We start from the raw sequence: 22,655 nt of genomic DNA on the forward strand, positions 1-22,655 counted from the left end.
CACAGGTGGGGCGGCCACGCGCGGCATCGGCGCGGGCAGCAGCTGTTCGGCGAAGTCGGCGCCAGGCGGCGAGGGCTCGGCGTTGTCGGCCGGCATCGGCAGGCCCGGCTCGGCTGGGGCGTCCGGAGCGGCGAAGTCGGCCTGGTCCGCCAGCACGGGGTCGGCGGCCATCACCACCGCATGCATCGACGTCTCCGCCTGGGCCACTGGCGTGCTGACGCCTGCCCAGGCCTGCAACGGCAGGAAGGCAAGCAGCACGATCATCAGCAGGAGCCGAAGCGGTTGCACAGGGCGGTGTGACGGAGGGGACGACATTGGCGTCGATTCTACCGCAGGGGGCTGGGGTCGGTGGCCCGGCAGCAACCTGACGCCAAATCGCCTACACTGCCTCGGCAACCCTGTATTCGCTACAGGGATTTCCGAACCCGGAGGACCAGACCATGCGTATCGGCGAACTGTCCCGCCACAGCGGCTGCGACGTCGAGACCATCCGCTATTACGAACGCGAGGGGCTGCTCGACGCCCCGCAGCGCGAGGACAACGGCTATCGCCGCTATGGCGACCCGCACCTCGTACAGCTCAACTTCGTGCGCCATTGCCGTTCGCTGGGCATGAGCCTGTCCGATGTGCGGCGGCTGCGTGATTTCCAGCGCAACCCGGCGATGGCGTGTGGCGATATCGACACATTGCTCGACCGCCAGATCGACCAGATCCACGCCCAGCGCGTGGCGCTGGAAGCGCTGGAAGGGCAGTTGCGTGCGCTGCGGCATACCTGCGAGAACCCGAACCCGCATCCGGCCAGCGAGTGCGGGATTCTCCAGAACCTCCAGCAGGCGGCCGAAGGAGCAGCCTGCGAATGTCATCCACGGCATTGATGTGATGCGCTCAATTGTATGAATGCATATCAATGCAACGCATAGGGTACACCCTCGGCGCGCGCCCGCGGACGGCTGTGCTAGCATGGCCGTTCGTAACCCCTGCATCTCAGATCATTCTCACGATGTCTCGTCACCGGCCTCTCGCAGCATTCGCCATGGTCCGCTTCCAGCGGCCGGCGGGTGCGTGCGCGCTGGTGGCGCCCATCGCCATGCGCAGCATCGACCGCCGGATCAACGCCCCGCTTGATCCCGCCCGGTTCCCGGCCTGACCGACCCCCAACAAGCGGGCCCGGCGCCGAACCGGGCCCGAGTCACCGCAGCATCCATCCTGCCGGCGTCGCCACATCGCGCCGGCCATTGAATTCCTGACACCCTGGCCGCCGCGCGCCTGAATCTGCGTCCGGCCGCCGCCTTGCGAGAGAGACCTTTGCCATGGCCAAGTCCACCGGCGTTTCCAGCAACGCCCCCACCCTGTACCTGACCGAGCTGGACGTGACGCGCCTGGAAGGCATCGCCAGCCGCGCCGCCACCGCCGAACTCGACGAAATGCTGGACGCGCTGCTGACGCGCGCGGCTATCGTGCCGCCGGACGCCATTCCCAAGGACGTGGTGACGATGAACTCCCGCGTGGTCTGCGCGCTGGAAGGGGAGCCCGCGCCGCGCGACTGGACGCTGGTCTATCCGGACGATGCCGACCTGGCCGCCGGCCGCCTCTCGGTGCTGTCCCCGGTGGGGCAGGCGCTGCTCGGCGCCCGCGCCGGCCAGACCGTGGACTACCGCCTGCCGGACGGCCGCCAGCAACGCGTGACCGTGCTGGAAGTGGCCTTCCAGCCCGAGGCCAGCGGCCAGTTCACGCTCTGATCCCGCGCTGACTTCGCGCTGAGCCACCGGTCATCCGCCCAGGATTGACCGGTCAACGCGGCTGGCACCCCGCCAGTCGCGCCCCGCGGCCACCGTTCATCGGCAGGTCCGGCGTTTCACGGCGTGCAACGCACCATTCGTCGCAGCGGTATTTCTCGTTGACGGCCGACCCTCTAACCTTCACTCCGTGCTCAGATGGCAACGCAGATTGTTCATCCGGGCAGCAGTTCAGCTGTCTACATAAAAAAGCAGTGAATCAGTTGAAGGAGTCCCAGATGAACGCCAAACATATCCTTGGCGGCGCCCTTGTGTTCGCCGCATTCGCAGCGTCAACCGCGGCCATGGCCGCGCCGGCCGCCACCAGCAAGGCTGGCAAGTTCGACGTCTATGCCGATGCCTTGCGCACCGGCAGGTTCGATGTCTACACGGACGGCGCGAAGACCGGCCCGTACGACACGTTCACGGATGGCGCCCGCCAGGGCCCGTTCAACCCGTACGGCGAAGGCACCCGGCAAGGCAAGTTCGACAGCTTCAGCGAAGGCAGCCGTGCGTTCAGCGGCGAAATCTCCGCCAGCCCGCTCGACAACTCGCGCAATGGCGATTTGTATGGCTACAACTATCGCGTCTGAGCGTAGCCAGTCCTGACGGACAACGCGGCCACTTAGGTGGCCGCGACAGTTTTCTCTCCCACCTGCCGGCCGACCTCCTCCTTCTCTCTCTCCGCCCGGCAGGTGATTTTTCCCTGCACAACTCAGCGCGGCCTTATAACTTCTTCGCCGCAAACGTGTCGCATTTGCGGATATCCCCCGTGGTCAGCCCCTGCCTGAGCCAGCGCACGCGTTGTTCGCTCGTGCCATGGGTGAACGCCTCCGGCACCACGTAGCCCTGCGCCTGCCGTTGCAGGCGGTCGTCGCCAATCGCGGCGGCGGCTTTCAGCCCTTCTTCCACATCGCCCGCCTCCAGCAGTGCCTGATTGGCCTTTTGCGCCGTCGCGGCCCAGACGCCGGCCAGGCAGTCGGCCTGCAATTCCATGCGGACGGACAACTGGTTTGCCTGCGCCTCGCCCATGCGGCGGCGCGCGGCGTCTACCTTGGCGGACACCCCAAGCAGGTTCTGCACATGGTGGCCAATCTCGTGGGCAATCACGTATGCCTGGGCGAAGTCCCCGCTCGCGCCGAAGCGCTTGCGCAGTTCGTCATAAAAGGCCAGGTCGATATAGACCTTCTGGTCGCCCGGGCAGTAGAACGGCCCCATCGCCGACTGCCCGGTGCCGCACGCCGTGGGCGTGGCGCCCGAGAACAGCACCAGCGTGGGCGGCGCGTAGCGGCGGTTCAGGTCGGTCTCGAAGATGTGCTCCCATGTGCGCTCGGTATTGCCGAGCACCTTGCGCGTGAACACGGTGAGCTGGTCGGTGGCCGGCGGGCGGTGCGCCTGGGACTGCGGCGCCTGCTGCGGCTGGCCCTGGATGACCGAGGCGCCCTGGAAAATCAGCGACGGATCGATCCCAAAGAAATACGAGGCCGCCAGCGCGATGACGATGGTGCCGATACCGATGGACTTGCCGCCGATGGGGAAGCCTCCGCCGCCAAATCCGCCGCCACGGCGGTCTTCCACATTCTGGCTTTCGGCTTCGTCGTCGAGACGCATGAGGGCTCCGTCATATCTTGAATGGCGGCGGCCGCGTGGGGCCGCCATATGTCGGAGCAGTATAGCAATGGCGCCCGACGGTAGATGTCAGCCATCCACCGTCAGGCACATCCCTTAGTGGCCCTCAGCGGGCCCTCAGACCGCCGCCGGCTGGCGCAGCGCGCCGCCGATGCCGAGGTCCGCGTCCAGGCTGCCCGCCACCTCGGTGCCGACTTCGGCCACGCGCAGCAGGTTGGTGGTGCCGCCCTGGCCGAACGGCATGCCCGCCGCGATGGTGATCTGGTCGCCCGGCGCCGCGTAGCCTTCCACCAGGGCCGCGCGGGTGGCGGCTTCCACCATCTCGTCCACGCTCTGCACGTCCGGGCTGACCGTCGAATGAATCCCCCAGGCCATGGCCAGCCGCCGTGCAATCTCAAGATTCGGCGTGATGCTGACGATGGGCGCGCACGGCCGCTCGCGCGCGGCGCGCAGTGCTGTGGCGCCAGACGACGTGTACGTCACCGTGGCCCGCGCGCCAATGATCTGCGTGACCTCGCGCAGCGCCGCGCAGATCGCATCCTGGCGCGTGGAAAGCGGCGCCTCGTGCTGCGCATCGATCATATTGCGGTACAGCGGGTCCTGCTCCACCTCGGTGATGATCCGGTCCATCATCGATACCGCCGGTACCGGATGCCGGCCGTTGGCCGATTCGGCGGACAGCATCACCGCGTCGGCGCCGTCGTAGATCGCGCTGGCCACGTCCGAGGCCTCGGCGCGCGTGGGCACCGGCGAGTCGATCATCGATTCCAGCATCTGCGTGGCGATGACGATGGGTTTGCCGAGCTGGCGGCAGATGCGCAGGATGCGCTTCTGCACGCCCGGCACGCGCTCGGGCGGCAGTTCCACGCCGAGGTCGCCGCGCGCCACCATCACCGCGTCGGACACGCGCACGATCTCTTCCAGCTGTTGCAGTGCCGCCGGCTTCTCGATCTTGGACAGCACGCCTGCGCGCGTGCCGATAATCTCGCGCGCCTCGGCGATGTCCGAGGGCCGCTGCACGAAGGACAGCGCGATCCAGTCCGCCCCCAGCTCCAGCGCGAAGGCCAGGTCGCGGCGGTCCTTCTCGGTCAGCGCGGGGATCGGGATCACCGCGTCCGGCACGTTCACGCCCTTGCGGTCGGACAGCGTGCCGTTGTTGGCCACACGCGTGGTGATGCTGCCGCTCGCCACGGACACGATGTTGAGCCGCACCTTGCCGTCATCGATCAGCAGCGACTGCCCGGCGCTGGCCGCGCGGAACAGCTCCGGGTGCGGCAGGTAGACGCGCGTGGCATCGCCGGGCGTGGGGTCGCTGTCGAGCACGAAGCTATCGCCGGCCTTGACCGCCACCTTGCCCACCGCGAAGGTGCCGATGCGCAGCTTCGGGCCCTGCAGGTCGGCCAGGATGGCGATGGGGCGGCCGGTCTCGGCTTCCACCTGGCGCACGGCGTCGTAGCGCGCGCGATGGTCCTCGTGCGTGCCGTGGCTGAAGTTCAGCCGGAACACGTCCGCGCCGGCATCGAACAATTGGCGGATGACCGCGATGTCCGAGCTGGCGGGTCCGAGCGTGGCAACGATCTTGGCTTTGCGCTGGCGTCTCATGATGTCTCCTTCCTGTTTCCGTGGGGCTCTTGTGCGTCTTGTGGGGCGGCGCGATCCGGCATCAGACGATCAGGATCGCGCGGAAATCGTTGACGTTGGTACGGGTGGGGCCGGTCACGACCAGATCGTCGATGCCGGCGAAGAACCCGTAGCCGTCGTTGTTGTCGAGGTGGGCGCGGGCCGACAGGCCACGGGCGCCGGCCCGCGTCAGCGTGTCCGGGCCGAGCAGGGCCCCCGCGTTGTCTTCGGAGCCGTCGATGCCGTCGGTGTCGCCGGCGATGGCGTGCACACCGGGCAGGCCGTCGAGCGCCACGGCCAGTGCCAGCAGGAATTCGGCGTTGCGGCCGCCACGCCCGTCGCCGCGCACGGTGACAGTGGTCTCGCCGCCGGACAGGATCACGCACGGCTTCTGGAACGGCTGGCCGCGCGTGGCCACCTGCCGGGCGATGGCGGCGTGCACTTCGGCCACGTCGCGCGCCTCGCCCTCGATGCAGTCCGAGAGGGTGTGCGCGGTCAGGCCCAGTTCGCGCGCCCGGGCCGCGGCGGCTTCGAGCGACTGCTGGGCGCTGGCCAGCGTGACGCTGCGGTGGCCGGCAAAGCGCGCATCGCCGGGCTTGGGCGTCTCGCCGGCGCCGCTCTCCAGGTGCCGGCGCACGTTGGCGGGCACCTCGATCTGGTATTTGGCGATGACCGCCAGCGCGTCGGCACAGGTGGTGGCGTCCGGCAGCGTGGGGCCGCTGGCGATCAGGGTCGGGTCATCGCCAGGAATATCGGAAATCAGCAGCGTCTCCACGCGCGCCGGCGCGCAGGCCAGCGCCAGCCGGCCGCCCTTGAGCGCCGAGAGATGCTTGCGCACGCAGTTCATCTCGCCGATGCTCGCGCCGCTGCGCAGCAGCGCCTTGTTGACCGCCTGCTTGTCTTCCAGCGTCAGGCCAGGGGCCGGCGCCGCCAGCAGCGCCGAGCCGCCGCCGGAAATCAAGCAGAGTACGAGGTCATCGGCGGTCAGTCCCTGCACGGCCTCGACCATGCGCTGGGCGGCGCGCTGGCCGGCGGCGTCGGGTACCGGGTGGGCGGCTTCCACCACCTCGATGCGCCGGCAGTCGGCGCCATGGCCGTAACGCGTGACCACCAGCCCCGACAGCTCGCCCTGCCAGTGCGCCTCCACGGCCTGCGCCATCGCGGCGGCGGCCTTGCCCGCGCCAATCACCACGGTGCGGCCCTTCGGCGGCGACGGCAGGTGCGGCGGCAGGCAGTGGGCGGCGCTGACGGACGCCACGGCGGTATCGAACAGGTCGCGCAGCAGCGTGCGCGCGTGGCGGGAATCGCGGAGGTCAGGGAGGCTGCCCTGTCGCTGGGGCGACAGCAGGGCGGCGGTGGCGTCGGTGGCAAGCATGTGGGGTCCGGAAGGCAAGGCAAGACCCGGGCGCAGGGCCCGGGCGGGTGAGGCTAGGTCTACGTCGCGCGCTTATTTCACGCTTATTTCACGCTTTTTGCGATCTCATGGTTCGACATGATCTCGATCGCCCGGCACAGCGCCGAGTGGTCGAGCTTGCCGAAGCCATTGGCCGCGCACGCGTTGAACAGCTCCTGCGCGGTAGCCGTGTTCGGCAGCGACACGCCCAGCGTCTTGGCCCCTTGCAGCGCCAGATTCAGATCTTTCTGATGGAGTTCGATGCGGAAGCCGGGGTCGAACGTGCGCTTGACCATCCGCTCGCCGTGCACTTCCAGAATGCGCGACGCCGCGAAGCCGCCCATCAGCGCCTGACGCACCTTGGCCGGGTCGGCGCCAGCCTTGGACGCGAACAGCAGCGCCTCGGACACCGCCTGGATGTTCAGCGCCACGATGATCTGGTTGGCCACCTTGGTGGTCTGGCCGTCCCCATTGCCGCCCACCAGCGTGATGTTCTTGCCCATCAGCTCGAACAACGGCTTGACCTGATCGAACGCCTCGGCCGGGCCGCCCACCATGATGGTCAGCGAGGCCGCCTTGGCGCCCACCTCGCCGCCGGACACCGGCGCGTCGAGGTAGGACGCGCCAAGCTTGTTGATGCGCGCGGCAAAGTCCTTGGTGGCGATCGGCGAGATCGAGCTCATGTCCACCACGATCTTGCTGTAGCTGGCTTCCTTGCCGGCCGTCTTGAGCGCCGCCGCCACGCCCTTGTCGGCGAACAGCACCGCCTCCACGTGCGGGGTGTCCGGCACCATGATGACGATGATGTCCGCGCGCTTGGCCACTTCCTCGGCGCTGGTGCACACGGTCACGCCGGCGTCCACCAGCGCCTGCGGCGCCGGATTAACGTCGTGCACGAACAGCGTGTGCCCGGCGGCGCGCAGGTGGCCCGCCATCGGCGCGCCCATGATGCCGAGGCCGATAAAGCCGACGTTTCGTTGATCTGCCATGGAATGTCTCCTCTCTAAGCTATCGAAAAATTCTTGAATGCCTGCCTGGCCCGTCCGATGGACGGCTTACTGCACGCCCATTGCGGCGCGCCAGCCCAGGCCGGCCTCGGTGGTGGTCTTCGGCTTGTACTCGCAGCCGATCCAGCCGGTGTAGCCAATCTCGTCCAGGTAGCGGAACAGGAACGGGTAGTTCAGCTCGCCCGTGCCCGGCTCGTTGCGGCCCGGGTTGTCCGCCAGCTGCACGTGGCGGATCTTCGGCAGGTTGGCCTTGAGCGTCGCGGCGATCTCGCCCTCCATGCGCTGCATGTGATAGATGTCGTACTGCACATACAGATTCGTCGCATTGACTTGACCGATCAGGTCCACCGCCTGCTGGGTGCGCGAGAGGAAGAAGCCGGGGATATCGAAGGTGTTGATCGGCTCGATCAACAGGTCGATCTGCTCCTTCGCCAGCGCGGCAGCCGCGAAGCGCAGGTTCTCCACCAGCGTCTCGTTGGCCTGCTCGCGTTTCACGTCCTGCGGCAGCTTGCCGACCAGGCAGTTCAGCTGGCGCACGCCGAGTACCTTGGCGTACTTGATCGCCTCGCCCACGCCTTCCTGGAACTCGCCCACGCGGTCCGGATGGCAGGCAATGCCGCGCTCGCCGGCCTCCCAGTTGCCGGCGGGCAGGTTGTGCAGCACGAGGTCCAGCTGGAACCGGCTCAGCCGGTCGGCAATCTGGTCCGCATGGAACGCGTACGGGAACAGGAACTCCACGCCCCGGAATCCGGCGCGGGCGGCGGCCTCGAAGCGGTCCAGGAAGGCCACTTCGTTGAACAGCATGGTCAGGTTGGCGGCAAGCTTTGGCATGTGTCTCTCTCTCCCGGTCAGGCGGTGGCCACTTCTTCGGACAGGATGGCCTCGTCGGCGTCCTCGATGTCCTCGATCGGCTCGAACTCGTTGATGTTGTCGATCTCGGTACCCATCGCGATATTGGTCACGCGCTCCAGGATCACCTCCACCACCACCGGCACCGAGAACTCGGCCATCAGGTCGCGCGCCTCGGCAAAGGCCGGCGCGATGTCCTCGGGCTTGTGCACGCGGATGGCCTTGCAGCCCAGCCCTTCCACCACCTTGACGTGGTCCACGCCATAGCCGTCCAGCTCCGGCGCGTTGACGTTGTCGAACGCCAGCTGCACGCAGTAATCCATCTCGAAGTTGCGCTGCGCCTGGCGGATCAGGCCGAGGTAGGAGTTGTTCACCACGAGGTGGATGTACGGCACCTTGAACTGCGCGGCCACGGCCAGTTCCTCGATCATGAACTGGAAGTCGTAGTCGCCCGAGATGGCCACCACGTCCGACTCCGGCGAGGCGGTCTTCACGCCGATGGCGGCGGGAATGGTCCAGCCGAGCGGGCCAGCCTGGCCGCAGTTGATCCAGTGGCGCGGCTGGTTCACCGACAGGAACTGCGCGGCGGCGATCTGCGACAGGCCGATGGTGCTGACGTAGCGCACGTCGCGCGGGAAGTACTGGTTCATCTCGCGGTACACGCGCTGCGGCTTGATAGGCACGTTGTCGAAGTCGCTCTTGCGCTGCATGGTGCGGCGGCGCTTCTGCACATCGGCCACCCAGGCCTTGCGGCACGGCAGGCGGCCGGCCATCTTCATCTCGCGCGCCACTTCCACGAACAGCTCCAGCGCGGCCTTGGCGTCCGAGACGATGCCGAGATCCGGGCCGAACACGCGGCCGATCTGCGTCGGTTCGATATCGACATGGACGAATTTCCGCCCCTTCGTATAGACATCGACGCTCCCCGTGTGGCGGTTGGCCCAGCGGTTGCCGATGCCCATCACGAAGTCGGACGCCAGCAGCGTGGCATTGCCGTAGCGGTGCGAGGTCTGCAGGCCGACCATGCCGGCCTGAAGCGGATGGTCATCGGCGAGCACGCCCCAGCCCATCAGCGTCGGCACCACCGGCACGTTGACCAGTTCGGCGAACTGCACCATCAGGTCGGCCGCATCGGCGTTGATCACGCCGCCGCCGCAGACGATCAGCGGGCGCTCGGCCGCGTTGAGCATGGCGATGGCCTTTTCGATCTGCGCGCGCGAGGCGGCCGGCTTGTATGGCTGGAGCGGCTGGTAGGTCTCCGGGTCGAATTCGATCTCGGCCACCTGCACGTCGAACGGCAGGTCGATCAGCACCGGACCCGGGCGGCCCGAGCGCATCAGGTGGAACGCCTGCTGGAACACTTGCGGCACCAGCGCCGGCTCGCGCACGGTCACGGCCCACTTGGTCACCGGCTTGGCGATCGATTCGATATCGACGGCCTGGAAATCCTCCTTGTACAGCCGGGCGCGCGGGGCCTGGCCGGTCACGCAGAGGATGGGGATCGAATCCGCCCAGGCCGAGTACAGGCCCGTGATCATGTCCGTGCCGGCGGGGCCCGAGGTGCCCACGCACAGGCCGATATTGCCCGGCTCGGCGCGCGTATAGCCTTCGGCCATGTGCGAGGCGCCTTCCACGTGGCGGGCCAGCAGGTGCTTGATCGAACCAGCCTTGCGCATGGCCGAGTAGAACGGATTGATCGCAGCGCCGGGCACGCCGAACGCGGTGGTGATGCCTTCCTTCTCCAGCACGGCGATGGCCGCGTCAACTGCTCTCATCTTCGGCATGTCTGTCTCCAGGGATCGAATTGAAATGGGTGAAATGTCCGCTGGCGTCGATCCTATGCCCGCAGCGGGGCGCGGATAAACAGAAGGGCGATCAGTTGATTCGATACCTGAGGTATGTAATGGCACCGCCGGCGCCAAATTTATGTGATGAATTCGGTACGTTGCAGTGCGCAATCCCCGTCCCCCCACGGCGTGGGGGTTGGGCTGATTTGGGGTGGTTTCCGTGCAATTCGGGCTTTCGGTAGCAGGCTGCCCCGGCCAAAATAGCGGGCTCTGTTCTCGCCATCGCCTTGCCATGTACACGCGGCTGCCGTCCACCTATGAATTGATCGAAGCGCTCCAGGCCGGACCGGCCGAGCGCGCGCCGGACAGCCGGCTCGCGGCGGTGCTCTGGGCCGGCTTCGTGCTGGCGCTGGTGCCGGCGCTGGTGGCCGGAGGTGGGCTGGTCTGGTGGCACGAGATCCTCGGCCAGGCGCCGCCGGCGTGGCTGCCGCAGGTGTTCCATGGGCTGCTGGCGGTGTGTGGCGTGTTCTATGTGGGCGCGTGGCTGGTGCGGCTGCTGGCGCGGCGCGATGCGCTGCGGCATCCGCTGCGCTGGCTGTCGCGCCGGGTGGATGTGGAGAGCGACGCGGAGGATGCGCTGGTGCGGCAGCTTGGGCGGATTCCTGCGCTCCAGTTGCGCGCGCGCCAGCGGCGCATCGTGCTGCAGGCGCGGCTCTGGGAAGGCGCCGCGCGCACCGTGGCGCTGGTGCTGGCGCTGGGCCCGGCGGCGGCCGTGCTGGCCGATGGGCTGGTCGTGGCGGCGCCCGACAAGGGGCCCGCGCTGGTGGCCGTGTACGGCGCCGTGCTGGTGGCCGGCGCGGCGTTCGCCCTGTTCGCCCAGTTGCAGTGCTGCGCGCCGCTGCGACGCCTGGCCCACGTGCTGGGCGAGGCCGCCGAGATCAACGACGCGCTGTTGCGCAGCCGCCCCAGCTGACCCGCCGGGGCTGCGAATGCCTCACAATGTGCCAGCAGGAGACAACCGGCTTGACTGGCCCATATGGACAAACTCAAACAAATCGAAGCCTTCATCGCCGTGGTGGAACACGGCAGCATGGCCGCCGCCGCGCTCACGCAGAACGTGACGCCGGTGATGATCGGCCGCCGCATCAACGCGCTCGAGGCGCGCATCGGCGTGAAGCTGCTGCACCGCTCCACACGCCGCATCGTCGTGACGGAGCAGGGCGCGGCGTTCATGGAGCAGTGCAAGAAAGCGCTGTCCGACCTGGACCGCGCCGAGATGCTGATTGCCGAAGGCAAGCACAAGGCCACCGGCCACCTGATCGTGTCCGCCCCGGCTGCGTTCGGCCGCAAGCATGTGGCGCCGCACGCGCCGGCGTTCCTGCGTGCCAATCCCGAAGTGCAGATCTCGTTCAACCTGACGGACCGCGTGGTGGATCTCGTGCGCGAGGGCTACGACGTGGGCATCCGCATCGGCGGCGCCATCGACCCGAATTTCGTGGCGATCAAGCTCGCGACGAACAAGCGCGTGGTCTGCGGCACGCCGGCCTACTTCGCCAAGCATGGGGTGCCGCACACGCTCGAGGATCTGGAGCGGCATAACTGCCTGGCCTTCAACCTGCAGGGCGGGCAGCAGCGCGGCTGGTATTTCCAGCAGAACGGCAAGACGGTGACGGTGCGCGCGCGTGGCAACCTCGATTGCAATGACGGGGAATTGCTGCACCGCTGGACTGGCGAGAGCCTGGGACTGGGCTGGCGCTCCACCTGGGAGATCCTGCCGCAGCTGGAGAGCGGCGAGTTGATTACGGTACTAGACGAATACGCGCTGCCGGACTACGACATCCTCGCGGTGTACCCGCAGCAGCGGCCGGTGCCGGCCAAGATCCGCTTCTTCATCGAACACCTGAAGACAGCGTTCGCAAAGCCCGGCTACTGGACCGGGCGCGCCGAAGCGTAAATCGGGGCCGTAAACGAAAAAGCCCGCAGCCGTTGCGGTCTGCGGGCAGCCCTTCTTGCGAAGGGCGGGGAGAGCTCATGAAGTGCGCCCCCGCAACTTCATGGCGAGAGGAATGATGCGCCTCCCGCCACGTTTTGGACTTGATCGCCGTCAAGCGCCTGGCATTCCCTGATGATGCAGCGATCAGGCCAGCAATGCCGTCACCAGATCCTTGCCGCGCGACGCGCCCGGAACTTCCTCAAAGTGCAACGCCGCCTCCACATGGGCGAGGTGATCGACCATCAGCGTGACCGCCCGCTCCGCATCGCCCGCGCGCGCGGCGTCGATGAACTCGCGGTGCTCGTCGGACGAACACGTGGCATCGCGCCGGCTCTGGTACAGCATGGTGATGACCGCGCTGCGCATCGACAACTCGCGCATGATCTCCGTCAGCACGTTGTTGCCAACCACCTCCGCGAGCACGATGTGGAAGTCGCCTAGCAGCCGGGTGCGCACCTGCGCGTCGTTGCCGCCCAGTGACTTGCGCTCGGCGGCCAGATGCTTGTCGATGCGCTTGTAGTCCGCCGCCGTGGCCTTCGCCACGAACTCGCGCGCCAGCGCGGCCTCCAGGATGCGGCGCACCGCGAAGACTTCGCGCGCCTCCTCGGCACTCGGTTTGGCGACGAAGGCGCCCTTGTCCGGCACGATCTGGATGACCTTGTCCTTGGACAACATCAGCAGCGCGGCCCGCACCTTGGTGCGGCTGACGCGATAGACGCTGGCCAGCGCCTCCTCCCGCAGCTTGGTGCCGGGAGGCAGGCGGTGCGAGACGATGGCGGCGACGATGTCGTCAGCAATCGCCTCGGCGGTCATGTCTGGATCGATGTGCTCGGGCATGGTGTCGCGCGTCTCGCCGTTGGGGGGCGACCGGCGCGGTGCGGGATTGGGAATGCGTGATTCTAGCGCCCCGCGACCGTGCCAGGCAGCGGCGCGCCCACGGGGACTTTCCCGGTGTCCGCGCCGATGCTGTCGCCCAGCGCCTCCAGCCCCGCGTCGAGATCACCCGCCGGAATGGTGCCGTTGAGCACCGCGTGGGCACGCTCCCGGTCGATATCCTTCTCCCAGGCCGCCACCACCACCGTCGCCACGCAATTGCCGATCAGGTTGCCCACGGCGCGCGCGATGCCGATGAACCAGTCCACGGACAGCACCAGCACCAGGCCGATGGCGGGAATCGCCGGATGGGCCGACAGCGTGGCCGCCAGGATCACGATGGCCGAGCCCGGAATGCCGTGCGCGCCCTTCGAGGTGACTAGCGCCACGGCCAGGATGCCGAGCAGGTCGCCCAGTGCAAGCGGCGTATTCGTGGCTTGCGCGATGAAGACTGCCGCGAGCGTCAGGTAGATCGAGAACGCATCGAGGTTGAACGAGTAGCCGGTGGGAATCACCAGCCCGACCACCGACTTGCGCACGCCCATGAACTCGAGCTTCTTCATGATCTGCGGCAGCACGCTGTCCGAGGACGCGGTGCCCAGCACCACCAGCAGTTCGGCCTTCAGATAGCGGATCAGCTTGATCACCGAGAACCCGCAGATCCGCATGATGGTGCCCAGCACCACCAGCACGAAGACCGTCACCGCGCCGTAGAACAGGATCACCAGGAAACCCAGCTGCTTGAGCGAGCCGATGCCGTACTTGCCCACCGTGAACGCCACCGCGCCCAGCACGCCCAGCGGGGCCAGCTTGATGATGAATCCCATCATCTTGAACAGCGTGTGGGAAAAGGTGTCGATCAGGCGCACCAGCGGCTTGCCCGGCTCGCCCACCAGCGACAGCGCGCAGCCGAACAGCACGGAGACCAGCAGCACCTGGAGCACGTCACCGCTGGCGAAGGCGCCCATCACCGTGTTCGGGATCAGCTTGAGCAGGAAATCGACCGTGCCGGCGCTCTTCACCTTCTCGGCGTTGTCGATATAGGCCGACATGGCCGAGATATCGAGCGTGCGCGGGTTCACGTTCATGCCCGTGCCGGGCTGGAACACGTAGGCCAGCACGATGCCCAGCGCCAGTGCGATGGTGGTGACGATCTCGAAGTAGATCACCGCCTTGATGCCGACCCGGCCCACCTTCTTCAGCTCGCCGGCGCCGCAGATGCCGGCCACCACCACGCAGAACACGATGGGGCCAATCAGCATCTTGATCAGCTTGATGAAGGCATCGCCAAGTGGCTTGAGCTTGGCGGCGAACTCGGGAAAGCAGAGCCCGAGCAGGGTGCCGAGCACCAGGGCGATCAATACCTGGCCGAATAGCGAGCGAGTAAAGCGGCTAAAACTGCGGGCATGCAGGCGAGGGGGGCGCTGCGCGGGAAGGGATTGCTGCATCGTTGTCTCCGTGCCGGGCGGGTCCGGAAATGGCCTGCCCTGATCTGGGTTTGGGAACGCCACGGCACCCCTTTGCCGGCTGCGACAGGATTGTCGAGAAACGATTGTCCGGGCGGGATTGTCGGTGCGTGCAGGCCAATATAGTGCATATCATTTTTGTATGCAATTTTTGAATTCACTGTGCTAACATGAATCGCAGAGAATAGAGCTTCGGCACCGGGCGCCCGCCCGGACTGGCGCCCCCGCCAGGACCCTCAGCGCCGGGCTACATGTAGATCGCAGGAGACCCGCTATGGCAGTGACCCCGGCAGCAACCCCGACGACCTTGGCCCCGGAGGCCGGCGCCCGCATCATGGCCTGGGCCGACGCCCTGGCCGTCCACACCGAGCAGCCCGGGCTGCTGACCCGCACCTATCTGACCGACGCCCACCACGGCGCCGCCGCGCAACTGGCCGAATGGATGCGCGAAGCCGGCATGACCGTGCGCCGCGACGCCGCCGGCAACGTCATCGGCCGCTACGAAGGCACCTCGCCGGACGCCCCCGCGCTGCTCACCGGCTCCCACTTCGACACCGTGCGCGATGCCGGCCGCTACGACGGCAACCTCGGCGTGATCCTGCCGATTGCCTGCGTGGCCGAGTGGCACCGCCAGGGCAAGCGCTTCCCGTTCGCCATCGAGGTGGTCGGCTTTGCCGAGGAAGAGGGCGTGCGCTTCAAGGCGACGCTGCTGGGCAGCCGCGCGATCGCCGGCACCTTCGACACCAGCGTGCTCGACAACATGGACGACTCCGGCAAGACCATGCGCGAGGTGATGCGCGCGGCCGGTTTCGACGCCGCCCAACTGCCCGCCGCCGCCCATGCCCGCCAGCGCGTGCTGGCTTTCGTCGAGGTGCATATCGAGCAGGGCCCAGTGCTGCTGAACGAGGGCCTGCCCGTGGGCGTGGTGACGGCCATCTCGGGCGCCACGCGCTTTATCGTCGAACTCGAAGGGCTGGCCGGTCACGCCGGCACCGTGCCGATGGACATGCGCCGCGACGCCGCAATGGCCGGCGCCGAGATCGGCCTCTATATAGAGAAGCGCTGCAGCGGCAAGCCGGGCCTGGTCGGCACCGTCGGCCAGTTCAACGTGCCCAATGGCGCGACCAACGTGGTGCCGGGCCGCGCCGTATTCTCCATCGACATCCGCGCCGGGCAGGACGCCGAGCGCGAGGCGGCCGTCAACGACGTGCTGGCCGAAGTCGAACGCATCGGCGCGCGCCGCAACGTGCGCGTGCAGGTGCGCAAGACCCACGAAGCCAAGAGCGTGCCGTGCGCACCGTGGCTGCAGTCGCAATGGGCCGCCGCCGTCGGGCGCCAGGGCGTGCCGGTGCGGCACCTGCCCTCGGGCGCCGGCCACGACGCCATGGCGATTTCCGCGATCGCCGATGTGGCGATGCTGTTCGTGCGCTGCGGCAACGGCGGCATCAGCCATCACCCCACCGAGACCATGACCCCCGAAGACGCGCAGACCGCCGCGCGGGTGTTCGCCGATTTCGTCGAGCACTTCCAGCGGCAGCAGTAAGCCCCGGCGGTACCACGCAGCGCGCCCAAGCCATCTATCGAACAAATCCGAATCCAGAGCCAGAACATGACCGCACGAGACAACATGAACCCCATCGAGACCACGCTCACGCAGACCATCGACGCCCTGCGTCCGCAGCAGGAGGCCTTCCTGGCCGAGCTGGTCAAGGTGCCGTCCGACAACCCGCCCGGCGACTGCGACGCCCACGGCAAGCGCGCCAAGGCGCTGCTCGAAGGGCTGGGCTTCCAGGTGGAAGCGCACAAGGTGCCCGAGGACAAGGTCCGCGCGGCGGGCATGATCAGCGCCACCAACCTGCTGGTGCGCAAGACCTTCGGCAAGGGCGGCCCGACCATCGCCATGAACGCCCACGGCGACGTGGTGCCCCCCGGCCTGGGCTGGACCCAGGACCCGTACGGCGGCGAGATTGCCGACAGCGAACACGGCCCGGTGATGTATGGCCGTGGCGTGGCGGTGTCCAAGTCGGACTTCGCCACCTACGCCTACGCGGTGCTGGCGCTCCAGGAAGCCGAGAAGCAGGGCGCCAAGCTCAACGGCACGGTGGAACTCCAGTTCACGTACGACGAGGAAACCGGCGGCGACATCGGCCCGAAGTTCCTGCTCGACGAAGGGCTGACCAAGCCTGACTATGCGATTTCGGCCGGCTTCTCGTACGGCATCACCTCGGCCCACAACGGCTGCCTGCACGTGGAAGTGACCGTCAAGGGCAAGCAGGGCCACGCGGCGATGCCGCACACCGGCGTGGACGCCATCGAGGCCGCCACCCACATCCTGCAGGCGATCTACGGCCTGCGCGCGGAGCTGGCCACGCGCAAGAGCAAGGTGCCGGGCATCGACACGGCCACGCTGAACGTCGGCCTGATCAAGGGCGGCATCAACACCAACGTGGTGCCGGACCTGGTCACCTTCCGCGTGGACCGCCGCATGATTCCGGAAGAGATCGGCTTTGATGCCGAAGGCGAGCTGCGCGCCGTGGTGGAGCGTGCCGCCAAGGATCGCCCGGGCATCGAGGTCAAGGTGGAACGCATCATCCTGGCCGAGCCGCTGTCCGAGCTGCCCGGCGTGGACAAGCTGATCGGCGCGCTCAAGCGCCGTGCCGAGGCCGTGTTCGGCGTGGAGATCCCGGTGCAGGGCGTGCCGCTCTACACCGACGCCCGCCACTACACCAGCCACGGCATTCCCACGGTGCTGTACGGCGCCGGTCCGCGCACGCTGATGGAAGCGCGCGGCCACAACTCGGACGAGAACCTGCGCCTGAACGACCTGAACCGCGCGACCAAGGTGGTGGCGCTGGCGCTCTCGGACCTGATGGCCTGATCCCATGGGCCTGCTCCCGATGGCCTGAGCGCCTGTAAAGAATCCTTTGTTGTGACTTGCGGCCCGCGCGACCTTCGTCTCGCGGGCTTTTTTCATGGCCCGGCTAGGCGGTCAGGCCCTCCTCGGGCGATGCCAGGCTGACCAGCCAGCGCCGCACCACCTGCTCTTCCTCCGGTGTCAGGCCGGCGCGCAAGTCTTCGTCGACCTTGGTCGCGCGCGCCTTGCAGCCGGCCAGCAGCGTGCGGCCGGCGTCCGTCAGCGCGATGGTCTGGATGCGCCCGTGCACCGGATGCGGCGTGCGGGCGATGGCGCCCACCTTCTCCAGGTTGTTCATGATCACGCTGACGGTCTGCGGCGTCAGCAGCGCCAGCCGCGCCACGTCCGCGCCCGAGATGCCCGGGTAGGCGCCCAGCATCGTCAACACGAAGAACTGCGGCACGGTCACGCCGAGGTCGTCCAGCGCGCGTTCCATGCGCAGCCGGTTGGCGGCGCTGGCCTGCCGGAGCAGGTAGGCCAGGTAGCCGCTCTCGCCGCGCTTGCCTTCGCCGGGCCCGGGAATGCGTGACGCTTCCGCCTCTGATGCCCCTACAGGTGCCGTGGTCTTCGTCATAATGTCAAAGCTCTTATATCATGTTCGAACTCTTACATCTTACCGCAACCCGACCGAGCGGGCCACCTGGACCAAGGAGCACCATATGGCGATGGATTTCCAACAATTTGCGGCGACAGCGCCCGATGTCTACGCGGCAATGGGCGGCGTGGGCCGCGCGGTGGACGCGTCCGGCCTGGACAAGGCGCTGACCGAACTCGTGAAGCTGCGGGTCTCCCAGCTCAACGGCTGCGCCTTCTGCCTGCAATTCCACCTGAACATCGCGCGCAAGCTCGACATCGACCCGCGCAAGTTCGACCTGCTGGCCGGATGGCGCGACACCGGCATCTACACCGAGCGCGAGCAGGCCGCCCTGGCCTGGGCCGAGGCGCTGGTCCGCATGACCGACCACGCCGCGCTGGACGCCGCGCAGGCGCAGGTCAAGGTGGCCTTCACGGAGCCGGAACGCGTGTTCCTGGCCACCGCCATCGCCACCATCAACGCCTGGAACCGCATTGCCGTGGGGCTGCACTTCCCGCCGCCGGCCGCCACATCCGTCACGCCGACCACGTCCACCACCCCCACCGGGAGCCGCACATGAGCACCGTCGTCCGCGAAATCGACCTGATTCAGATTCGTCGTATCGACACCGGCGGCGAAGTGGCGGCCTGCTTCCCGCTGATGCACCAGCTCCGGCCGCATCTGGCCGATGCCGATGAACTCGTGGCGCGCTGGCGGCGCCAGGCCGACGTGGGCTACCGCCTGGTCGGCCTGTGGGACGACGGCCAACTCGTGGCGCTGGCCGGGTATCGGATGCAGGAGAACCTCGTCTACGGCGATTTCCTGTACGTGGACGATCTGGTCACCGATGCCAACATACGCAGCGCCGGGTACGGCCGGATGCTGATGGACTGGCTCAAGGATGAGTCCCGCGCGCTCAAGGCCCGCCTGCTGGTGCTGGATACGCCACTCACCAACGTGCTGGGCCACCGCTTCTATTACCGCAACGGCCTGCTGGCGCAGACGCTGCGCTTCAAGTATCCATTGGACTAAAGACATGACGACATTGCTGCACCTGAACGTCAGCCCCCGGGGCGAGACGTCGCACAGCCGCCGCGCGGCCGACTGGATTCGCCAGAAGCTGGCCGCGCAACATGCGCCGCTGACCGTGCTCGAACGGGACCTTGCCGCCGACCCGCTGCCGCCCATCAGCGCCGCGTTCACGGACGCCAACATGGCCGGCGCGGCCGGGTTGCTGAAGGAAGGGGAGGTGCCGCCGGCGCTGGCGCTGTCCGAGACGCTGATCGCGGAACTCGAAGCCGCCGACATGGTGCTGCTGGCCACGCCGATGCACAACTTCACGGTGCCGGCCACGCTGAAGACCTGGATCGATCTGGTCGTGCGGCCCGAGCGCACCTTCCGCAGCACGCGGCAGGGCAAGGTCGGGCTGCTGCGCGACCGCCCCGTGCTGGCCGTGGTGGCCTGTGGCGGCCCGGTGCGCGAAGGCCCCGGCAGCCAGCAGGACTTCCTGACGCCTTACCTGAAGTACGTGCTTGGCACGATCGGCCTCACCAGCGTGGAAGTGCTGCGCATGGACAACACCGCCCGTGGCCCGGAGTACATCGCGCAGGGCCTTGAACACCTGCAGACCTGGGCCGATGCCACGCTGCCGGGGTTGGTTGTCCCGACCGAAGCCGCAGCCTGATCAGCCCGGCACCGAGGCATTGCCGACGCCCAGCGGGCGCTGCATCAGCACCGTGTCGATCCACTGGCCGTGCTTGAGCCCGACCGATTCGAGCCGGCCCACCGTACGGAAGCCCAGCCGCTCATGCACCGCCACGGACCCGGCGCCCTCGCCGCTGGCCGTAAGGGCCACCACGGCCACCATCTGGCGCCACGGCCCGGTCTCGCAACGGGCGATCAGCTCGGCCAGCAGGGCGCGGCCCAGGCCCTCGCCGGTGTGGCGATGATCGATATAGATCGAATCCTCGATGGCGAAGCGGTAGGCGCTGCGCGCGCGGTAGGACGAGGCGTAGGCGTAGCCCAGCACCTCGCCGTCGCGCTCGGCAACGATGTAGGGCAGGTGCTTCTTGAGTACCTCGGCATAGCGCTGGCGCATGTCGTCCACGGACGGGATGACTTCCTCGAACGAGGCACGCCCGTGGACGACATGATGGGCGTAGATGGCATGGATGGCCGGCACGTCGTCGGGCGTGGCATCGCGGAGGTGGAAGGGCTTGCGGGGGGCGGAGGATTCGGACACGGTGTTTCGGAGGCAGTCAGACCAGTCAGGGAAATCTTGTGCGAAGCACATTCCGTACCTTACCGCGTCGCGTGCGCAGGCGCTTGTATATAGTGCGGTGATATTTATCCGGAGAACGCCACCATGATCACGATCTACCACAACCCCCGTTGCTCGAAGTCGCGCGAGACGCTCGCGCTGGTCGAGTCGGCGGCGCAGCGTCTGGGCGAGCCGGTTGAGGTGGTGGAGTACCTGAAGCAGCCGCCCACGCTGGCCACGCTGCGCCAGCTCCATACGATGCTGGGCGTGCCGGTGCGCGAGATGCTGCGCAGCAACGAGGATGTCTACAAGGAACTCGATCTGGCCGACCCCGGCCTGACCGACGCCGAGCTGCTGGCCGCCGTGGCCGACAACCCGATCCTGCTGCAACGCCCGGTGGTGGTCCGCAACCGCCAGGCCGCCATCGGCCGCCCGCCAGAGGCCGTGTCAGCGCTGCTGGGCTGACCGCCAGCACCGCTCCGGGGCCTGAAATAGAACCGGCCTCCCGCAAGGGGAGGCCGGCCGGTCAGACAGGCGATTCGCGTCAGGCGAGTCGTCGTAATCAAACACCCAGCCAGTGCAGTGCCTCCTGACCGAAAGCGATGGCGGCGAGCACCACCAGTAGCGTCACCAGCGTGACCGTGCTGACATAGACCGTTGCCTTGGCGATTTCCGCATCCTCGCTTGGGGAATGCGTACGGGTGATGGCGGACGTGCGCGTGTGCGTGCGGTGTGGCCAGTGCAGCCTGCCGCTCAGGTCCTTGAGATGGAGATCGGGATGGAATCGCATGGCACACCTCCTCGGGCGTCGGGAGCCGCTTCAACAGCCACTTCTACTATAGGCAAATGCCACGGGAAACGCGCCGTTTACTGCGGCCGCCGGAGCGTACCCAGTTCAGCGGCTGGCGTCGGGAAGTGAGCTGTCGCTATCGGCAGAATCCTTGCTGGTAGCGGAATCTGGCGAAGTGACCGCCACCAACGCCGCCACCAGCGCCGCTTCCCGCGCGCGCAGTTCGGCCAGCATATTGCAGAACAGGGCGCCCTGTTCCAGGGCATCGTCCAGCGCGATGTGGGTGTGCGGCAAGGGGTCGTGCCAGTGGGCCGGGAAAGCCGGCTTGACCGACTTGCGGTACGGCCGGCCGGTCAGGGCGAAACCGAGCGTCTTGATGTCCAGCGCCGCCCAGCCGAAGGGCGAGCGGCCGGCGTACCGCATCATGTACCAGAACACCCAGGTGAAATCGAAACCGGCCGGAAAGGCGATGAACACCGGCTTGCCCGGCAGGCTCTCCACCCATTCCACGTAACGCGGCATCACGTCCTCGGGGCGTTCGAGGTCGCGCCGGCACGCCGCCCAGGCCTCGGGCTGGGTCTTCCACCACTGCATCTGCACCGGATGGCCGGCGGCGCCGGGCAGGGTTTCCAGGTTGGCGGAGAAGGTGCCGAGCACGGTCTTGTCGGCCAGCATCGCCGCCGAGGCGAACGAGAGCATCGAATGCGGGCCCGGGATCGGCCCGTCGGCCTCCACGTCGGTACTGACGTAGATCTCGGGGCGGGTGTCGGGTGCCTGCTTTTTCGCCATCGGGGAGGGGAAACCGGCGGCTCAGGCCGCGTCGATCAGATGATCGGCCACGTAGGGATTGTTGCGGCGTTCCTCGCCGAAGGTGGACACCGGGCCATGGCCGGGCACGAAAGTCACGTCGTCGCCCAGCGGCCACAGCCGGGTGCGGATCGAGCGGATCAGGTCGGCGTGGTTGCCGCGCGGGAAATCGGTGCGGCCGATCGAGCCGGCGAACAGCACATCGCCGACGATCGCCAGCTGGTTGGCGCGCGAGAAGAACACCACGTGGCCCGGCGTGTGGCCGGGGCAGTGGTAGACCTCGAGCGTCTCGCCGCCGAACGTCACGGTATCGCCGTTATCCAGCCAGCGGTCCGGCTCGAAGGCCTCCGCATGGCCGAAGCCGAAGCGGCGCGTCTGGTCGGGCAGTTGCTCGATCCAGAACCGCTCGTCCTGGTGCGGCCCCTCGATGGGAATGCCAAGCTGGCGCGCGAGCGCCGCCGCCCCGGCGCAATGGTCGACATGCCCGTGCGTCAGGAAGATCTTCTCCAGCGTCACGCCTTGCTCCGCCACGGCGGCCAGGATGCGGTCGAGGTCGCCGCCGGGGTCGCACACGGCGGCACGGCCGGTGGTCTCGTCGATCAGCAGCGAGCAGTTTTGCTGGAACGGGGTAACGGGAATCAGGAGGACTTTCATGGGTCGATGCGGGTGCTTTGGCGTGTGCGCCACGGCACGGTCTGGCCGAGGCGGTCATTGTAACGTCGGCCCATGGCACCCCGTCTCAAACGGGTGTCAGACCGGTTGAGAAGATTCTGAAAGTGAAGTTTGCGCCGCCCCAAACCGCCCCGGGCACATTCGGCGCAATCCCTTGTCAGGCTTTGGATTGCGGGGATTCGTGCCGATCTTCAAAGCCACTTGATTAAATTTCGTAACAAAATCAAGGATGTAGCCCACGGAGAC

25 protein-coding genes are annotated in these 22,655 nt (G+C 67.6%); 11 read left to right on the top strand and 14 right to left on the bottom strand.

What is annotated here, in order from left to right:
- Positions 1-264 (bottom strand): hypothetical protein (locus tag KHO18_RS16830; protein WP_211943592.1); only part of this gene is annotated, 264 nt, incomplete at its 3' end.
- 176 nt (positions 265-440) lie between these two features.
- Here KHO18_RS16830 and KHO18_RS16835 point away from each other — a divergent pair.
- The 3 genes from KHO18_RS16835 to KHO18_RS16845 all read left to right on the top strand — a co-directional run bounded on the left by KHO18_RS16835 (position 441) and on the right by KHO18_RS16845 (position 2,368).
- Positions 441-875, top strand: coding sequence for a Cd(II)/Pb(II)-responsive transcriptional regulator (locus tag KHO18_RS16835; protein ID WP_144202119.1), 435 nt, complete (start codon positions 441-443; stop codon positions 873-875).
- A 435-nt stretch (positions 876-1,310) separates the two neighbouring features.
- A complete protein-coding gene (gene rnk, locus KHO18_RS16840) occupies positions 1,311-1,739 on the top strand; it encodes a nucleoside diphosphate kinase regulator (protein WP_144202117.1) in 429 nt (142 codons plus the stop codon).
- 275 nt (positions 1,740-2,014) lie between these two features.
- Complete coding sequence (locus tag KHO18_RS16845) at positions 2,015-2,368, top strand: hypothetical protein (RefSeq protein WP_144202115.1); 354 nt, start codon at positions 2,015-2,017, stop codon at positions 2,366-2,368.
- Positions 2,369-2,501: 133 nt separating this feature from the next.
- On the opposite strand, the gene ypfJ is transcribed toward KHO18_RS16845, so the two are convergent.
- The 6 genes from ypfJ to gcl all read right to left on the bottom strand — a co-directional run bounded on the left by ypfJ (position 2,502) and on the right by gcl (position 10,057).
- Complete coding sequence (gene ypfJ / locus KHO18_RS16850) at positions 2,502-3,386, bottom strand: KPN_02809 family neutral zinc metallopeptidase (RefSeq protein WP_144202113.1); 885 nt, start codon at positions 3,384-3,386, stop codon at positions 2,502-2,504.
- Positions 3,387-3,521: 135 nt separating this feature from the next.
- Entirely contained in the window at positions 3,522-5,006 is a 1,485-nt protein-coding gene (pyk, locus tag KHO18_RS16855; RefSeq protein ID WP_211943593.1) for a pyruvate kinase, read from the bottom strand.
- Positions 5,007-5,067: 61 nt separating this feature from the next.
- Positions 5,068-6,399: a glycerate kinase type-2 family protein gene (locus tag KHO18_RS16860; protein WP_144202109.1), complete on the bottom strand. Its 1,332-nt coding sequence runs from the start codon at positions 6,397-6,399 to the stop codon at positions 5,068-5,070.
- A gap of 83 nt (positions 6,400-6,482) precedes the next feature.
- Positions 6,483-7,406 carry a 2-hydroxy-3-oxopropionate reductase gene (gene glxR, locus KHO18_RS16865; RefSeq protein ID WP_144202107.1) on the bottom strand — a complete coding sequence of 308 codons (924 nt, stop codon included), beginning with the start codon at positions 7,404-7,406 and terminating at the stop codon, positions 6,483-6,485.
- A 66-nt stretch (positions 7,407-7,472) separates the two neighbouring features.
- Positions 7,473-8,255: a hydroxypyruvate isomerase gene (gene hyi, locus KHO18_RS16870; RefSeq protein WP_211943594.1), complete on the bottom strand. Its 783-nt coding sequence runs from the start codon at positions 8,253-8,255 to the stop codon at positions 7,473-7,475.
- A gap of 17 nt (positions 8,256-8,272) precedes the next feature.
- The gene (gene gcl / locus KHO18_RS16875) at positions 8,273-10,057 is read right to left on the bottom strand and encodes a glyoxylate carboligase (protein WP_144202103.1); all 1,785 of its coding nucleotides are present in this window, start codon (positions 10,055-10,057) and stop codon (positions 8,273-8,275) included.
- A 295-nt stretch (positions 10,058-10,352) separates the two neighbouring features.
- On the opposite strand from gcl, the gene KHO18_RS16880 reads away from it, so the two are divergent.
- Positions 10,353-11,033: a hypothetical protein gene (locus KHO18_RS16880; RefSeq protein WP_144202101.1), complete on the top strand. Its 681-nt coding sequence runs from the start codon at positions 10,353-10,355 to the stop codon at positions 11,031-11,033.
- A gap of 63 nt (positions 11,034-11,096) precedes the next feature.
- Positions 11,097-12,014, top strand: coding sequence for a LysR family transcriptional regulator (locus tag KHO18_RS16885; protein WP_092300210.1), 918 nt, complete (start codon positions 11,097-11,099; stop codon positions 12,012-12,014).
- A gap of 183 nt (positions 12,015-12,197) precedes the next feature.
- On the opposite strand, the gene KHO18_RS16890 is transcribed toward KHO18_RS16885, so the two are convergent.
- Both KHO18_RS16890 and KHO18_RS16895 read right to left on the bottom strand, forming a co-directional pair.
- Positions 12,198-12,890: a GntR family transcriptional regulator gene (locus tag KHO18_RS16890; protein WP_092300207.1), complete on the bottom strand. Its 693-nt coding sequence runs from the start codon at positions 12,888-12,890 to the stop codon at positions 12,198-12,200.
- A 62-nt stretch (positions 12,891-12,952) separates the two neighbouring features.
- Positions 12,953-14,374, bottom strand: a complete 1,422-nt coding sequence (locus KHO18_RS16895; RefSeq protein ID WP_144202099.1) for a C4-dicarboxylate transporter DctA — start codon at positions 14,372-14,374, stop codon at positions 12,953-12,955.
- A gap of 292 nt (positions 14,375-14,666) precedes the next feature.
- Here KHO18_RS16895 and KHO18_RS16900 point away from each other — a divergent pair, with 292 nt between their 5' ends.
- Positions 14,667-15,935 carry an allantoate amidohydrolase gene (locus KHO18_RS16900; RefSeq protein ID WP_144202097.1) on the top strand — a complete coding sequence of 423 codons (1,269 nt, stop codon included), beginning with the start codon at positions 14,667-14,669 and terminating at the stop codon, positions 15,933-15,935.
- Positions 15,936-16,019: 84 nt separating this feature from the next.
- Positions 16,020-17,270: a M20/M25/M40 family metallo-hydrolase gene (locus KHO18_RS16905; RefSeq protein ID WP_377732350.1), complete on the top strand. Its 1,251-nt coding sequence runs from the start codon at positions 16,020-16,022 to the stop codon at positions 17,268-17,270.
- A gap of 103 nt (positions 17,271-17,373) precedes the next feature.
- Here KHO18_RS16905 and KHO18_RS16910 read toward each other — a convergent pair whose 3' ends face one another.
- Positions 17,374-17,880 (bottom strand): MarR family winged helix-turn-helix transcriptional regulator, encoded by a 507-nt coding sequence (locus tag KHO18_RS16910; RefSeq protein ID WP_211943596.1) that lies wholly within the window; start codon positions 17,878-17,880, stop codon positions 17,374-17,376.
- 91 nt (positions 17,881-17,971) lie between these two features.
- Here KHO18_RS16910 and KHO18_RS16915 point away from each other — a divergent pair, with 91 nt between their 5' ends.
- From KHO18_RS16915 to KHO18_RS16925, 3 genes are read left to right on the top strand one after another with little or no spacing between them, the layout of a single operon-like run.
- Positions 17,972-18,460 (top strand): carboxymuconolactone decarboxylase family protein, encoded by a 489-nt coding sequence (locus KHO18_RS16915; protein ID WP_211943597.1) that lies wholly within the window; start codon positions 17,972-17,974, stop codon positions 18,458-18,460.
- Entirely contained in the window at positions 18,457-18,912 is a 456-nt protein-coding gene (locus KHO18_RS16920; RefSeq protein ID WP_211943598.1) for a GNAT family N-acetyltransferase, read from the top strand. The genes KHO18_RS16915 and KHO18_RS16920 overlap by 4 nt, the downstream gene beginning before the upstream one ends.
- 4 nt (positions 18,913-18,916) lie before the next feature.
- Positions 18,917-19,564, top strand: coding sequence for an FMN-dependent NADH-azoreductase (locus KHO18_RS16925; protein ID WP_144202089.1), 648 nt, complete (start codon positions 18,917-18,919; stop codon positions 19,562-19,564).
- On the opposite strand, the gene KHO18_RS16930 is transcribed toward KHO18_RS16925, so the two are convergent.
- Complete coding sequence (locus KHO18_RS16930; protein ID WP_244844871.1) at positions 19,565-20,122, bottom strand: GNAT family N-acetyltransferase; 558 nt, start codon at positions 20,120-20,122, stop codon at positions 19,565-19,567.
- A 123-nt stretch (positions 20,123-20,245) separates the two neighbouring features.
- Between KHO18_RS16930 and arsC the strand changes: the two genes are divergently transcribed.
- Complete coding sequence (arsC, locus tag KHO18_RS16935) at positions 20,246-20,605, top strand: arsenate reductase (glutaredoxin) (protein ID WP_144202084.1); 360 nt, start codon at positions 20,246-20,248, stop codon at positions 20,603-20,605.
- A 97-nt stretch (positions 20,606-20,702) separates the two neighbouring features.
- Here arsC and KHO18_RS16940 read toward each other — a convergent pair whose 3' ends face one another.
- The 3 genes from KHO18_RS16940 to KHO18_RS16950 form a co-directional block, all read right to left on the bottom strand.
- Positions 20,703-20,930, bottom strand: coding sequence for a hypothetical protein (locus KHO18_RS16940; RefSeq protein WP_144202082.1), 228 nt, complete (start codon positions 20,928-20,930; stop codon positions 20,703-20,705).
- A 105-nt stretch (positions 20,931-21,035) separates the two neighbouring features.
- A complete protein-coding gene (locus tag KHO18_RS16945; RefSeq protein ID WP_144202080.1) occupies positions 21,036-21,719 on the bottom strand; it encodes a 3'-5' exonuclease family protein in 684 nt (227 codons plus the stop codon).
- A gap of 21 nt (positions 21,720-21,740) precedes the next feature.
- Entirely contained in the window at positions 21,741-22,391 is a 651-nt protein-coding gene (locus KHO18_RS16950) for an MBL fold metallo-hydrolase (protein WP_144202078.1), read from the bottom strand.
- Positions 22,392-22,655: the final 264 nt, after the last annotated feature.

Source organism: Cupriavidus campinensis (assembly GCF_905397395.1).
Classification (GTDB): domain Bacteria; phylum Pseudomonadota; class Gammaproteobacteria; order Burkholderiales; family Burkholderiaceae; genus Cupriavidus; species Cupriavidus campinensis.